This is a genomic window from Gorillibacterium timonense, from assembly GCF_001457415.1.
Taxonomy (GTDB): Bacteria; Bacillota; Bacilli; order Paenibacillales; family NBRC-103111; genus Gorillibacterium; species Gorillibacterium timonense.
In genome coordinates this window covers 1,388,118-1,402,018 of record NZ_LN881724.1, presented here as the reverse complement: position 1 = coordinate 1,402,018, position 13,901 = coordinate 1,388,118, and the positions used below count along the sequence as shown (strand labels likewise).

The 13,901-nt window shown below is 55.4% G+C and carries 16 protein-coding genes; 1 reads left to right on the top strand and 15 read right to left on the bottom strand.

The genetic code is table 11. The features are described 5' to 3' along the window. Positions 1 to 164: 164 nt before the first annotated feature. The 13 genes from BN2684_RS18910 to BN2684_RS18845 all read right to left on the bottom strand — a co-directional run bounded on the left by BN2684_RS18910 (position 165) and on the right by BN2684_RS18845 (position 11,961). Positions 165 to 860 carry an LrgB family protein gene (locus tag BN2684_RS18910; RefSeq protein WP_058303674.1) on the bottom strand — a complete coding sequence of 232 codons (696 nt, stop codon included), beginning with the start codon at positions 858 to 860 and terminating at the stop codon, positions 165 to 167. Beyond that, the gene (locus tag BN2684_RS18905; protein ID WP_058304628.1) at positions 857 to 1,231 is read right to left on the bottom strand and encodes a CidA/LrgA family protein; all 375 of its coding nucleotides are present in this window, start codon (positions 1,229 to 1,231) and stop codon (positions 857 to 859) included. The genes BN2684_RS18910 and BN2684_RS18905 overlap by 4 nt, the downstream gene beginning before the upstream one ends. A gap of 135 nt (positions 1,232 to 1,366) precedes the next feature. Next, positions 1,367 to 2,236 (bottom strand): phosphate ABC transporter permease PstA, encoded by an 870-nt coding sequence (gene pstA, locus BN2684_RS18900; RefSeq protein WP_058304627.1) that lies wholly within the window; start codon positions 2,234 to 2,236, stop codon positions 1,367 to 1,369. A gap of 23 nt (positions 2,237 to 2,259) precedes the next feature. Then, positions 2,260 to 3,216 (bottom strand): phosphate ABC transporter permease subunit PstC, encoded by a 957-nt coding sequence (pstC, locus tag BN2684_RS18895; protein ID WP_234340272.1) that lies wholly within the window; start codon positions 3,214 to 3,216, stop codon positions 2,260 to 2,262. A 91-nt stretch (positions 3,217 to 3,307) separates the two neighbouring features. Next, on the bottom strand, positions 3,308 to 4,159 hold the full coding sequence (locus tag BN2684_RS18890) for a phosphate ABC transporter substrate-binding protein (protein WP_058303673.1): 852 nt from the start codon (positions 4,157 to 4,159) through the stop codon (positions 3,308 to 3,310). Between the two features lie 57 nt (positions 4,160 to 4,216). Continuing rightward, positions 4,217 to 5,602: a stalk domain-containing protein gene (locus tag BN2684_RS18885; protein ID WP_058303672.1), complete on the bottom strand. Its 1,386-nt coding sequence runs from the start codon at positions 5,600 to 5,602 to the stop codon at positions 4,217 to 4,219. A 209-nt stretch (positions 5,603 to 5,811) separates the two neighbouring features. Continuing rightward, positions 5,812 to 6,735, bottom strand: coding sequence for an aspartate carbamoyltransferase (gene pyrB, locus BN2684_RS18880; RefSeq protein ID WP_058303671.1), 924 nt, complete (start codon positions 6,733 to 6,735; stop codon positions 5,812 to 5,814). A 204-nt stretch (positions 6,736 to 6,939) separates the two neighbouring features. After that, positions 6,940 to 8,097, bottom strand: coding sequence for a lactonase family protein (locus BN2684_RS18870; protein WP_058303669.1), 1,158 nt, complete (start codon positions 8,095 to 8,097; stop codon positions 6,940 to 6,942). Between the two features lie 29 nt (positions 8,098 to 8,126). Beyond that, the gene (locus BN2684_RS18865; protein ID WP_058303668.1) at positions 8,127 to 8,924 is read right to left on the bottom strand and encodes an ABC transporter permease; all 798 of its coding nucleotides are present in this window, start codon (positions 8,922 to 8,924) and stop codon (positions 8,127 to 8,129) included. A gap of 7 nt (positions 8,925 to 8,931) precedes the next feature. Continuing rightward, positions 8,932 to 9,732 (bottom strand): ABC transporter permease, encoded by an 801-nt coding sequence (locus BN2684_RS18860; RefSeq protein WP_058303667.1) that lies wholly within the window; start codon positions 9,730 to 9,732, stop codon positions 8,932 to 8,934. 2 nt (positions 9,733 to 9,734) lie between these two features. Beyond that, positions 9,735 to 10,778 (bottom strand): ABC transporter ATP-binding protein, encoded by a 1,044-nt coding sequence (locus BN2684_RS18855; RefSeq protein ID WP_058303666.1) that lies wholly within the window; start codon positions 10,776 to 10,778, stop codon positions 9,735 to 9,737. Positions 10,779 to 10,816: 38 nt separating this feature from the next. Continuing rightward, positions 10,817 to 11,662: a DUF72 domain-containing protein gene (locus BN2684_RS18850; RefSeq protein WP_058303665.1), complete on the bottom strand. Its 846-nt coding sequence runs from the start codon at positions 11,660 to 11,662 to the stop codon at positions 10,817 to 10,819. Next, positions 11,659 to 11,961: a hypothetical protein gene (locus tag BN2684_RS18845; protein ID WP_058303664.1), complete on the bottom strand. Its 303-nt coding sequence runs from the start codon at positions 11,959 to 11,961 to the stop codon at positions 11,659 to 11,661. The genes BN2684_RS18850 and BN2684_RS18845 overlap by 4 nt, the downstream gene beginning before the upstream one ends. 99 nt (positions 11,962 to 12,060) lie before the next feature. Here BN2684_RS18845 and infC point away from each other — a divergent pair, with 99 nt between their 5' ends. Beyond that, positions 12,061 to 12,528 (top strand): translation initiation factor IF-3, encoded by a 468-nt coding sequence (infC, locus tag BN2684_RS18840; protein WP_058303663.1) that lies wholly within the window; start codon positions 12,061 to 12,063, stop codon positions 12,526 to 12,528. 146 nt (positions 12,529 to 12,674) lie between these two features. Here infC and BN2684_RS18835 read toward each other — a convergent pair whose 3' ends face one another. Both BN2684_RS18835 and BN2684_RS18830 read right to left on the bottom strand, forming a co-directional pair. Next, a complete protein-coding gene (locus BN2684_RS18835) occupies positions 12,675 to 12,950 on the bottom strand; it encodes a HesB/YadR/YfhF family protein (RefSeq protein ID WP_058303662.1) in 276 nt (91 codons plus the stop codon). Positions 12,951 to 13,065: 115 nt separating this feature from the next. Continuing rightward, positions 13,066 to 13,848, bottom strand: coding sequence for an SDR family NAD(P)-dependent oxidoreductase (locus BN2684_RS18830; RefSeq protein ID WP_058303661.1), 783 nt, complete (start codon positions 13,846 to 13,848; stop codon positions 13,066 to 13,068). Positions 13,849 to 13,901: the final 53 nt, after the last annotated feature.

Genomic DNA, 13,901 nt, shown 5'->3' with positions numbered 1-13,901 from the left:
TTCACTTCCTCTTCTCGACATATCCTTCCCAGAGTACCGGATGGACTCGCACGTTTCTGTAATCTAAATCACAATTTCAATTTCTCTTTCCAAATCGGAAAACTTCATGAAAAACCGGCCGCTCCCGCAATCGGTAACGTCCGGTCCTCTTTGATTTCTTTCATTCAGGTGAATCCGATCAAATGCAGGAGAGTTGGAGCCACAACGATGGTGAGCAAAGCCGTGACAATCGTCACTACGCTTGCGATCGCTCCCTCCTGCTCCCCCAACTCAAAGGCTTTGGCGGTGCCCGCCGCATGGGCGCCTACGCCGAGAAGAAGCCCTTTGGATACCTCGTGCTTGATCTTGAAGATCCGGATAACTAGCGGACCGAGCACCATTCCGCAAATGCCGGTCATGATCGTAAACAGCACGGAGATTTGGGGATCGCCCTTCAAGGTCTCCGATAAGATCATAGCGAGTGGAGTCGTCACGGTATGGGGTAGCAGGCTTTTGACCGTGCTGGCATCCATTTGAGCGAGACGGGTGAGCAGCAGGGTGGTGCCTAGTGAAATGAGAATGCCGCAGACAATGCCGACGACCATCGGCTTCCAATGCTTGCGGAGTAGTCCCGAGTAACGGTACAAGGGAATCGCGAACGCAACCGTCGCCGGCTGCAGCAGCTTCGTCAAGTAAGCCGCACCCTTGTTGTAGGTCTCATATTCGACGCCGGTTCCCATGAGCAGAAGCGCCAAGGCAAGCGGTGCGATCAAAAACGGAGTGAAGAGCAGTAAATTCGTCTTCCGGTACAGCAATCGAGAAATCAAATACGCGCCGAGCGTCAGAAAGAAATAGAAAAGCCCCATCACCAGTGCCATCATAGCTGCCGTTCATCCCTTCTCTTGGTGATCAACCGTTCCGTTAGGGTTCCCGATATGGCCATGATGACGAAGGTTCCGACAACAACGACGAGCAGAATGCCGACAGCGTTCGTCTGCAAATATTCCGTGTGCTTCATCAGCACGACGGCGGAAGGAATGAAGAATAAGACCAAGTTCGCGATCAGGAAGTCCGCTCCGGCTTCAAGCCAGGACAGCTTGATCACCCCGGTGCTAAGCAGGAGAAACACCAGAAGAATGGCGATCAGAGTACCGGGAATCGGCAGATGAAGTAAAGCTGTTAATAAGTTGCCAATGTAGGAAAATAGTGCGAGAGCCGCTACTTGCAGCAGCAGGATTGCGAGTTTTTTCATGGTTTTCATCTCCCGCATCAGTTTACACCTGATCGGTAGGAGGAGTAAACCATTACGGTTGTTCTTTCTTCTTGCGCAAACAATCGTTCAAATAATCCTCATACTTAAAAACGCTTACGGGGATAGTGGATATCTTTACCTCAATCTGCGAGAACGGAACCAAAGCGGAATTCGAAAGAGCATATTGAGCAGCAGCACGACAATGACGAGAACCGCCGCCGATTTGTCAGCGATGTCCCGCGCATCCTCCACCAGCGCTTCCGACTGCACGTACCAGAGATGGACCGCCAAGGTTTCACCCGGCGAGAATAGGTTGAAGTCCCACATTTTCCCGGATGTGCTAAGTCCTGCGGTAAGGATGATTACGGCGGATTCCCCGAAAGCTCGCCCTGCGGTTAGACAGATCCCCGTTACAATACCGGACAAAGCAGCCGGCAGCACGACGCGCCAGATGCATTGGAACTTCGTCGAGCCGAGCGCATAAGCGGCATTGCGGTATTCCTCGGGTACGGCGCGAACCGCCTCTTCGGTTACCCGCGTCAGCACCGGCAAATTAAGAAAGGCGAGGGTCACCGCACCCCCAAGCACGGTAAGCCCAATTCCGAAAGCTTCCACGAAGATCGCGATGCCGAGAAGCCCGAATACGATGGAAGGCACGGACGCGAGTCCCTCCACGCAGATCCGGAGAAATTCGGTCAGCTTCCCTTGCGGTGCATATTCGGCAAGATAGACCCCGGCACCGATCCCGATCGGAATGGAGATGATAAGAGACAATATCAGGATGTAGAAGGAGTTAAACAGCACCGGACCGATACCGCCGCCCGTATCCAACTCCTCGGGAACCCGCGTTAAAAAGGAGAAATCGATACGGAAGAGGCCGTTTTTCAGAATGGTTACGAGAAGCCATAAGATGAGAGCCATGAGCACCAGGCCGAGCAGCCAAAAGCCTGCTGTCGCCGCCCGGTTCAAAGCGCGAACGCTCCGATTGTGACGCTTTGAATTCATCTGAATGCGGGTACCGGACTGGATCATGCTTGGGACTCCCCTTTCGAGCGGATGACGCGCAGCAGAATGATGAGCCCGAGCGAGATCACGAGAAGCAGGAAGGCCATCATATACAAGGCGTGGCTCCAAGTGGAAGTGAACTCGACATTCGAGATTTGCATGACGATCGTGCTTGTCAGCACGGATGTCGGGGTCACCAGATCGCGCGGCAGCTGGGCCGTGTTGCCGATGACCATGACGACGGCCATCGTTTCTCCGATCGCCCGGGCCATTCCAAGAATGATGGCGGAGAGGATTCCGCGTGATGCGCAGGGCAGAATCACCTTCACAATCGCTTGAAGCCGAGTCGAACCAAGCGCGTAGGCCGCTTCCCGATACGAGCCAGGAACGGCGGTGAGTGCGTCATCGCTTACGCGGCTGATCGTCGGCAGGATCATGAGGGACAAGACGAGCGAGGCGGCGAGCAGTCCGTCCCCCAGATTCTCGCCAGAAGCTTGCCGAATGATCGGAAGCAGCACAGTCAACCCCAGATACCCATAGACGACCGATGGAATTCCGACGAGAATATCGAGCATGGAACGGTAAATCCGCTTCATCCAGCTCGGGCAGATTTCCGAGAGAAAAACGGCGATTCCTACCGAGACCGGAACCGAGATGAGGAGGGTCAAGAACGTCAGCAGCAAGGTCCCGATGATGAGCGAGCCTGCTCCAAAGCGATCCTCTTCCGGTGTCCAATCGAGCGAAAAGAAGAAGTCGGCTGGGGATAATGAAGCAAAGGTCGAAAGCCCGGTTTTCCCAACCAGGATCAAGACCATGGCCAACACAAAGCATAGCGAGAAGATGCTGAGCTTGACATAACGCCCGAACCAAGCGTTTTGCGCTTGTACGCGTTTCTTGCGAGTGCTGGCCGAAGAGGACCGACGAGCCGGCGCCGCCATGGCGCCGCTCTCGCCGGTAATGAGTTGGCTTTGTTTGTTCACGATAAGACCTCCAAGTGAAGCAGGCCGACCTGCCAGTCGCCAGGTCGGCCTGCCCGCGGATTCCTTCCACATCCTCAAGGCGTGGTTCTTATTATTTCATCGCCGAGATCGGGATGAATTTCATTTTTTTCAGCGATCCTTCTTGGAAGGTTTTGCTTTGCACATATTCGATGAAGGCTTTGGTAGCGCCGGTCGGTTGGCCTTTCGTCATGTAGTAGCCGTACGACCATACCTTGTACTTGCCGTTGATGACGTTATCCGTCGTCGGCTCGACATCATTGATCTTAACGGCCTTCATGTCGCTGTTCACGTAGGCAAGGTCGATGTACCCGATTGCGCCGGGGGTCGTGGACACATTCGTCTTCATGTCGCCGCTGGAGCCGACTTCCTTGTAGTTCTTATCCTTCTTCACGGTCTCTTTGCCGTCCAGAGCCTTCAATTGAAAATTGACGCGGGTACCGGATCCGAAGGAACGGTTGATGACGACGATATCTGCATCTTGGCCGCCGACTTGCTTCCAGTTGGTGATCTTGCCGGTGAAGATTCCTTGCAGCTGCTCGGTGGTGAGGTTGCTGACGGTCACGTTTTTGTTGACGACAGCGGCGAATGGAATGACTGCGACCTTATGAGCGACTTGTCCTTTGAAGGCTTTGAATCCGGGAACGTCGACGCTCGCATCCCAGTCGCAAGCGCCGATGTCGGCGATTCCTTTGCTTACGGATTGAGGTCCGGTAACGGAGCCCTTGCCCGAGGCAACGATCGATACTTTGGGATTCAGCTTTTCAAATTCTTTTTTCGCTTGCAGGGTCATCGGCAGGAGAGCCGTGGAGCCATTGATCGTGACGCGGCCTTTCAGTGTGGATTTGGCTTCCACCGTAACAGCGGCCGTTGTGAGAAGGGCCAGCGAAAGTGCAAGAACGGATGCTTTTTTGAACCAGCTCATCATTTTCACCTCATAGATAATTGTTAGTTTTGGTTGTTTACCCGCCATGCGGTTCGATTATCGGGTCAAGTAGGTGAGTCCAGCGGAAGTCGCGAGAACGACTTTACCGGCTTCAATCCCCACCGTTTGTCCGCTCGCGGAAAGAGCCAGACCGGTCAATTCTGCGGAATAAGAAGCGACTGCCTTCTTGCTGCCATCGGCTTGGACTTGAATCAGTTCAAACTGTCCGCTCTTGTTAAGTCCGGCTACAAGAAGGTCGCCGGCTGCGGTCAGGACGGTTTCTTCCGCATCCAATTCGGAGAGAGCCGAAGTCACTTTATCGGCGGCGGCCACAAGCTGGAGCGAGCCGACCGGCTCCTGTGCGGTTGGGTCAATGCTGATGAAAGCGGCGCTTCCATCCTTGAGAAGCTGAGGATAGAGCTTGTTCGTATTGCCTGCGGCAAGAATCACGGGCTTGGCATCCTTCTTGTCAAGGGCAAGGGAGGCAAGCTGAGTCCCGGCGACGCTGTAATCGATCGTGAGCGATTCTTCGGTGCTGTCGCTGTCGTTCTTGGCAACCCCGGTCACATTGACGATGTAGAGCAGCGTTTTGCTGTCCGCCGAAACCCGCAGGTTGGATTTGTAGTTCACTTTATCTTCCAGAAGCTTGGTGATGGCGCCGGTTTCCAGCTTCACGCTGGCTAATTTCTCTTGGTTGTCTCCCTGGATGAAGTAGACGGTGCTGCCGTCCGCGGACCAAACCAAATCGGTCTTCACCGTGTTATCCGTGGAGATCGTCTTGATTTTGCCGTTTTGCAGATTTATCGTCTTCACGGCTCCGCTCGGTAAAGTATAGACGCCGGTTTTGCCATCGGGAGAAATCACCATGCCCGCAGCATCTTCGTCTACAACCAGCAGAGTGCTTCTCTTCGTTTGAGCGTCGATCAGGAACACGGCTTTGTCGTCGTCGCGGACGGCCAAAATGCGGTTTTCGCCGATCCAGCGAGCGGAAATGAAGTCTCCCTCCTGCAACTGGAAGCTGTGGATGAGTGTTTCTTGTCCGTTCGCTTCTACGCTGCCACCCAAAGCTTCAACCAGCGAGTTCAGTTCTACAAAGACAGTGCCGCCCGCTTCAAAGGGAGCGGTAACGAACTGCTTCGTTTCTCCATTCACGGTGTAAGCCAAAGAACCGACCTTCAATTCCACCGTGTTTTCCGTATTCAAAATGATGTTGCCCGCCGAATATTCCGGTACGATTCCGAAGCTTCCCGACAAATCCCGAACCGAGACCAAACGGACGCTTCCCGCTTGAATCGTACGAATCCCGGCTTGCTGCCCATCCACGTTAACCTTCACTTCGCTTACGACCGGTTTGGTCGCCGCTGTTGCCGGAAGAACCATTCCGGTGATGCTAACCCCGCCTACCGTTAATGCCAACATCGTCTTTTGCCAGCTTGGCTTCATGGTTTCACCTTTTCCGAATAAAGGATATGTAACCTACATCCTCATTCTCGCATCGGATTGTTAATGGATGATTTTGGATTTGTTAAGGGGATGTGGATTTCATTTTAATTATTTGTAAATGCGTTTTCCTTCGACAAAAAAAAGCTTCCTGCAGCGGCACTAAGCCGTACAGGAAGCCAATCGCAAGCTTTTGAGATTCTTCGCTTCGGTTAAAAGGTTAAGCATTTCTCCACGAGTGCCATGCGGATATACAACCCGTTCTGCGCTTGTCGGAAGTAAGCGGCGCGGGGATCCTCGTCCACCTCGGGAGCGATCTCCCCGGCTCTCGGAAGCGGGTGAAGGATGATGGAATCCTTGCGCATCCGGCTCAGAATATCGCGGTTGATGATATACCGTCCTTCCGCCTTGCGGTACTCTTCAATAGACGGAAAGCGCTCCTTCTGAATCCGCGTCTGATAGAGAACTTCCGCCGACTGAAGCGCATCTTCGAAATTTTCCGTTTCGCTGTAGGCGACACCCTGCTCCTCCAGATAGTGCTTCACATAGGACGGGATGCCGACATTTTCCGGTGAAACGAAGAGCAGCTTGATATTCTGGAAATTGGCGAGCATGTAGCTCAAGGAATGAACGGTCCGACCGTAGGTCAAATCCCCGATCATCGCGATGGTCAAGCCGTCGATTCGGCCGCATTCCTTGCGGATGGAATACAGGTCGAGCAGAGCTTGGGTCGGATGCTCCCCGGCTCCGTCTCCCGCATTGATGATCGGCACATCGGCGACCTTGGCTGCCCGTTCCGCCGCTCCGATATCGGTATGCCGCAGCACGATGATATCGCTGTAGCCGGATACGATGCGGATCGTATCCTCCAGTGTCTCTCCCTTGATGGTGGAAGAAAATTGTGCGGCATTTTCGGTGCCGATGACTTTGCCTCCCAGACGACTCATGGCGGACTCGAAGGATAAGCGTGTTCTTGTGCTCGATTCGAAGAACAGAGTGGTCATGATTTTGCCGGCAAAACGCGGGTCTGTGTTCCAGGTTTCTCGGTCTTCCATACGGGCTGCGGAATCGAACAGCTCCTCCAACTCGGTCCGGTTAAATTGCTTGGCTCCAAGAATGTGATAATGGGCGGTCACAGGGATCTTCCTTTCATGAGAAGAATGGTCTCTCCCATCCTATCATTCATCGTCTGATTTTCAAGAGGGGCTGATAAGAAAATACTCGCCCGGAGTGTTGCGAATCTGCTCGGCAAGTCTTCGTTCCGCATCAGCCGCCGCATCCAGATAGCGTTCATAGAGAAGAGCGATCGTTCGGCTCCATTCCCCCTCATCTGCTTACGCTCACTCCCATTCGATGCAGACCGGCTGCTTGATCCCGGTGACCGTCGATATCGGCCCCGTGAGCTTGCCCGTCTGCGGATCGCGGCGGAATACGGTAATCGAATCCGAGCCCTGATTCGCCGAAAGCAAGTAGGCTTCATCCGGGGAAAGAGCGAAATTGCGCGGATTGCTGCCGCCAGTCGGTACGATCTCGACGAGCGTTAGCCTACCATCCTCCGGAGCAGCCGAATACACGGCTATGCTGTCATGCCCCCGGTTGGAGGCGTAGAGGAACCGAGCGTCTCGGGAGAGATGCAGGTCTGCGGAGTCATTTCTTCCTTGGTAATCGGCAGGCAAGCTCGGCAGAACTTCCCGGGTGGTGAGCTGCGCGCCGCCTTCCTCGATGCGGAAGCGAGCGACCGTCGAATCCAGCTCCTGGATCGAATAAGCGATGGGCAGATGCGGATGAAGAACGAAATGCCGCGGTCCTGAGCCCGGTTTTAAGCTTACAGAAGAGACGATCTGCAAGCGATAAGCGTTTGATGGCTTCACGCTAGCGTCACCCGTTCCCGCCTCGTCCGTGTCCAGCCGGTATACCCGGATCTTGTCCGTGCCGAGATCGGGCACGTAGAGGAAGCGGCCATCCGAGCTCCAATTGGCGGAATGCGGATGCGGGCCTTCCTGACGGTCCAAGCGCGGGCCGCTGCCCTCCTCTTCGATCCGGCATGCCGCCGGTCCGATGCGACCGTCTAGCTCCACAGGGTACAGGCTGACACCGCCGGCTCCGTAGTTGGCCAAGGCGATGCAGGGCTGCAGTGGATTCTTGCGGATGTGGCAAGGGAACATCCCCCCGCTTGGCTGAGTACCGAGCAGCTCCAACCGCTTCTCCTCCCGCAGCCAAGCGTAGGAAGCCACCTCTCCTTGCTGTTCCATTGCTTCGCTGACTGCATAGAGCACCGAGCTATCCTTGTCATAATGAAGAAAGGACGGGTTCTCGATCCCAGCGATTCCTTCCGCCAGCTTGATTTCACCGCTGCCCGCATCAAACTGGGCATAATGAACTCCCGTCTCCTGTGCAGAAGCATAGGTTCCGAAAAACAGCCCGTATAGGGAATCTCCTTCTTTGTGAAGAACGGAGTCTTTCCTCACGATTGCTTGTTGCTCATGCTGCTGACCCATCTGCTGCACCTCCTGTATTTCGGAAACCATCAGTTCCCGACACTCTCGTATTTTTTTAACCCGATTCGAAGAACGCCGTAGGCCACAGCCGCGCAGTAAATCGCAACGGCAGGGGCCGCGAAGGCGATCCATTTCCATCCGCCTTTATCAAACAGGTAAGAGGCGGGAAAAAAGCTGACGAACGCAAACGGGATGAACACGGAAATCAGCACCTTCAGCCCGGGAGCAAAGATGGTGAGCGGATACTTGGCGAAGTCGCTCAAGTTATGGATGAGGAGCGGAAAGGAATTCCCCGCGTTCTTGATCCAAAAGCCCGAGCAATTCGCCGCCAGATTAATGGACACGCGTATGACCACGGCGGAGAGAATCAGCAGAATCCCCGCCGCCACTTTGCCGGGAGTCCATTCCACTCCTGCCCGAACGAGCGACTGAATCATGATGAAGAGTCCGAGTAAAATATTGCCGAGCCCGTTCATCCCGATCCCCGTTGTAAAAATCTGTAGAACCGGCGATACCGGACGAAGAAGATACCGGTCCAATTCTCCCATGTTCACCAACCGACCGATTCTCCAGGTCCCTTCGAAGAAAAGAGAACCGACTCCCTCTGTGAAGAAGATCATGGCGTAGATGAAGGCGATTTCCCAGAAGCCCCAGCCGTTGATATCGGGAATGCGCCCATACACAACCCGGAGAAAAACAAACCCGAGCACCTGCTGAAGGGCAGCTGCGACAAGCAGAATCAGAAAATCCGCCTGGTATTCCAATATGGCCTTCAGCTGCTGCCCGAATAACCTGCGGTACAAATAGAGCGAACGCCGCACTCTCATCTTCTCCTCACCCCCCGTGAATGGTAATCTGTCTAACCGCCCGGCTCCACAGGAGCTTCCCTGCAAACCAGAGGAAGATGGCCCAGAAGAGCTGAAGACCGACCATTTCCAGGGCGGCGGCGCCAGACAGATTTCCGAGTGCGAGGCTTGCGGGCGTGTGGACGATACTCTGGAACGGCAGGACAAGCGCGAAGCGCTCCAGACCGGTTGGGAAAAAGGCGAGCGGAACCAACGCTCCCGACAGCAGATTCGTCACGGCTTGCCGCGCCCATACCAGACCGAGGGAGCCGGTCGTCCAAAAGCACAGAAGAGCGGTCAAATACACAATACCGAATTTCACCAGCAGGGAGCAAGCGAGGCTGATCATAAGCAAGCCTCCGGTCTGCCAATCCATCGATAGCCGGACATCGATCACCGCAAGGCCGAGAATACCGACGAGAACCGCACCTACCGCTCCTTCGATCAAGCAGGAGCCGAGCGTCTCCGCGAACCGCGCCTTCTGAAAATCGATCGGCTTCAGCAGGTCGATCGCGACGCTTCCATCCAGGATTTTGCTGGAGATTCGAGTCTCCGAGTAATAAGAAAGCAGCGAGTTGGCGATGAAGGTGACGACGAGGTACGCCTTCATCTCCTCCCAGGTAAAACCGGCGAGCTCGCTGCGGCCGGAATAGATGGCTTTCCAGAGGTAGTACATCGAGAACAGACCGATCCATCCGGCAAAGAGGTTCATGAAATAGGATAGCCGATAAGAGATCGTGTTTTGAACACTTTTTCCGGCAATGGACAAATACTTCTTCGCTTTCCCCATGGTCAAGCCCCCTTGCCCGCGGAAGCCAGGTCCAACTCACCTTCGTAGACGCGCCGGATGATTTGCTCCACACTCGGCTCGTCGATCCGAAAATCGACGATCTCCGCCACCTTCATGATGGCGCCTGCGACGTCTCCCGCCGAAATCCGAAAACGGTCGAATGCGATGGACAGCTGCTTGCCGCCGTTCAGTAATCCGTTCCGGGTCTCTTCGCTGAGATTCGCACCGGGGAGGCGTTCAATCGCCTCCAGTAAGACGGGCGCCGGCTCCTTCACTTGCACGTGAAGGACCCTCTCGCGCGCGAAAGCATCCTTAACCGCCTGCAAGGTGCCGTCGTAAATGATCCTTCCTTTGTCGATGATGACGAGCCGCTTGCACAGATCCTCGATATCGCCGAGGTCATGCGTCGTCAGCATGATGGTCGTCTTGTTCTCCTGGTTGATATGCTTGATGAAGCGGCGAATCCGTTCCTTCACCGCCACATCCAAGCCGATGGTCGGCTCGTCCAGATAGACGATCTCGGGATTATGAAGCAATGCGGCCGCCAGGTCCGCCCGCATCCGCTGACCGAGCGAAAGCTTGCGGCCGGATAGATGGATATAGTCGTTCAGATCAAGCAGCTCCGTGAAGATTTCCATGTTCCTTTTGTACTCCAAATCGGGAATTTCATAGATATCTTTGATTAGCGCAAAGGATTCCGCCACTGGAATGTCCCACCACAGCTGGGTCCGTTGGCCAAAGACCGCTCCGATCTTCTTTGCGTTTTCGATCCGGTCTTTATGCGGATCAAGGCCATTCACCCGAACCGTGCCGGCAGAAGGGACAAGAATTCCCGTCAGCATCTTAATGGTCGTCGATTTCCCGGCTCCGTTCGGTCCGACGTAAGCGACAGCCTCCCCCTGCTCGATCGTCAGGTTGATCCGGTCCACGGCCAGCTTATCCCGGTACTGTTGGGTAAACAAATGCTTGACCGCCCCCTTCAGCCCCGGCTCCTTCACCGCATATCGGAATTCCTTGCTCAGTTCCCTCACTTCGATCTGACTCATCTCGCGCCTCTCTTCTCCCCAATGAACATCCACTCGCCTTAAAACAAATCCAATTGACGCGGCGCGGGTCCTCCGCCAGCCCCCGGAAGCATCCCCATTAGCTCCAGGGCGTTGTCCGCCGCGTCTCCGCCTGAGTTGTTATTGAAGATGACGCACACCTGCCGGCTCATCGTCTTCAGCAGCTCAAGCCGCTCCATCCAATCTGCCAACTCATCCGTGCTGTACCGATAGAGATAGCGCACCTCCCGCCAGTTGGCATCCGTACTCTTCACCCAACCGGCAGCATTCCGACCATGCAGACGAACCAGAGTCAACTCCTCACTGGTGGCGGCGAGCACCGCCGGAACGGAGCCGGGCGGAACCTGAGGCTCATCGCACACCGTATGAACCCAGCCTTCCTTGCGCATAAAATCGAGCGTCCGCGGAAGCATGTCCTCCGTGAACCAGCTCTGATGCCGAAATTCAAGCGCACAGGGGATTTCCCCCATCCGCTCGCGAGCCTCCCGCAGCTGAGCGACGTTCTCTCGGGTGCAGGCAAACCAAGGTGGATATTGAAAGAGCACGCAGACCAATCGATCTTCCCGGATGGCAGGAGTAAGCGATTCCACAAATGCGGTGTACATATCCGCATCGCTTGTATAGGAAGGCTTCCCGCGCAAATGCCCGGTCATGCCCTGATAGGCTTTGACCATGAAGCCAAAGCCGTCGGGCGTATCACTCACCCATTTCGCGAAGTTCTTCTCCGGCTGAACGGCGTAAAAGCTGCTGTCCACCTCCACGACCGGAAAATGCGCTGCGTATTCGCGCAGTCGGTCCTTCGGGGCAACCCGTTTGACATGGAAGCTATCGTGATCGCCCCAGCCCGCGAGTCCGATGCGGATCATCCGCGCTTCCTCCGGGCGATCTCCTCGCTCACGACAAACGCCAGGTCCGCGTTATCGTATAGCGACAACACCGACAAGAGCGTGTCATCCGCAATGTCTCCCGCTTCCTCCTTCGGCACAGTCAACTCGAGGGCATGCGCCAAAGCGGGATTCGCCGCTTGCTGCGGGTAAGCGCGTGTATACAAGGCGAGCGGGTCCAACCCGTGATTCACGCACCACTGGGCGAATACCAGAATCATCATTTCTTCATCCTGTTGAAAGCGGCGAATCATCTCCGCTTCTCTCTCTTTCGGGTTCAAACGGATCTCTTCCCTTCACTCCCTTGCCGCAAGGAATTGCCAATCCTTCCGCAAGGCGGTAATATGGTGTAATTATATCGGAAGTCCGGAGGTTATCCAATGATCGCCAATGAAAAAATCAAAGCCGCCGATGTTCACCTGTTTGGACTCGAAGGCGAGGACCTCGGCATCGTCCCCACCCGAGAGGCGTTGGAGCTGGCCAAAAAACACAAGGTGGATTTGATGTGCACCTCGCTCCTGACGAGTCCTCCCCCCTGCCGTCTGATTGCCAAGGGCAAGGCGAAAGAGCAGGAGCAAGCTTCCCGAGAACGGAAGTCGAAGGTGAAGGAGCTGCGGCTCACTCCGCAGATCGAAGAGCATGATCTGGATACGAAAAGGCTGCAGGCCGAGCGGATTCTCAAAGCCGGTGACAGCGTGCTTCTGACCGTCAAGATCTCGGGCAAGCAGGGCCAGCAAGCGCGTGAGCTATGCGAGAGTTTAATTCGGGATTTGAAGCCGCTCGGACGGCCCAAGACGGGCGTACAAGTCAGCGGCAAACAGGCTGCTGTACAGGTGGACCCCATCTGACAAATAAGCCTTCCCCGAGAGGTCCAATAGGGACTGCCCCCGGTTATGCAGACGGGAAGCGGTCCCAGTGGACCTCCGATAAGGGAAGGCTCTTTTTTGCATTCGATGTACCTCATGCTATAGTAATAGCGTTGATCCCGATCCGTCTAGATCCGGTTGAATACGATGCCGTCATCCGCGCAATCTATGGTAAGATCGCCGCCGTCCAAGTACCAGACATCGTTGTTCTCCATGAAAAAGTGCAGATCATCCTTCTCCACCGAAACAGCCGGATAACTCGGCTCATCGCGGGTGATCCCGAAGGCGAACGCATCGTCCCCCTCTCCGTTGTAACGGACAAACACGCGAATGCGGTCGCCTTGCTGGAAGCCCCATTCGTTCTTGAACAAAGACGCAGCGGAAGGTGTAACATCGAGTTTCATATCAGCGCTCCTGTCTGCGGCAACAGCCGCTGGATTACTTCTAGCATGCCCAAATGGAGACAAATCATCGAAGCTTCAGCCGATGCGAATGCAATGGGCACGGAAACCGAATCCTTTATAAAGCGGGGCCTTTGCCTCCGTCCACATTGACTGCAGTGCCGGTTACATAGGAAGCCGCCTCGGATGCAAGGAAAGCAATAACGCGGGCCGCTTCCTCCGTATTGCCGATCCGCCTGAGCGGAATATCGTGATCCGGCAGCGCTGCGAATTCCTCCCAACTGAGCCCTGGAGCGGATTGCCGCCATTTCTTCTCGATCTGCTCGCTGCGAATGAGCCCGATGCAGACCGCATTGACGCGGATGTTATCTTTGGCCAAATCGCGGCTCATCGCCTTGGTCAGTGCGAGTCCTGCGGCTCGGCTGACCGTCGTGGGCAGCGAGGAGGCCGGCGGCGTCTTTGCCGAAGAGGTGGCGATATTGACAATCGCTCCGCCGCCCGCCTTGCGCATGGGCTCGATAGCCGCCTGTGAGCAATGGATGGCGCCGAACAGCTTCAAATCCAGATCGGCTTGCCATTTCTCGGCGCTCACCGTATCGAAGGGAGCCGCCGCCGACGTGCCGGCATTGTTGACGAGAATGTCGAGCCGTCCGAAGGCTTCGACGGCGCGGGCGATCACGTTGCGGCAATCCTCCTGCCGAGTGACGTCCGCCACAACCGCTAGAACCGATGCCCCCGTTTCCTGGCGGATGCGATCGGCAGCGGCCGACAACTCGTCCTCCCTTCGTGCGCAGAGAACGACGGATGCTCCTTCACCTGCGAGCAGACGCGCGGTTGCGTATCCAATCCCTTTGCTCGAACCTGTGATCACAGCCACTTTCCCTTGAAGTCCCAAATCCATATGATGGTTGGCTCCTCTCCTTAAGTTGTTTAAAGAATACCACTCTCGCTCGG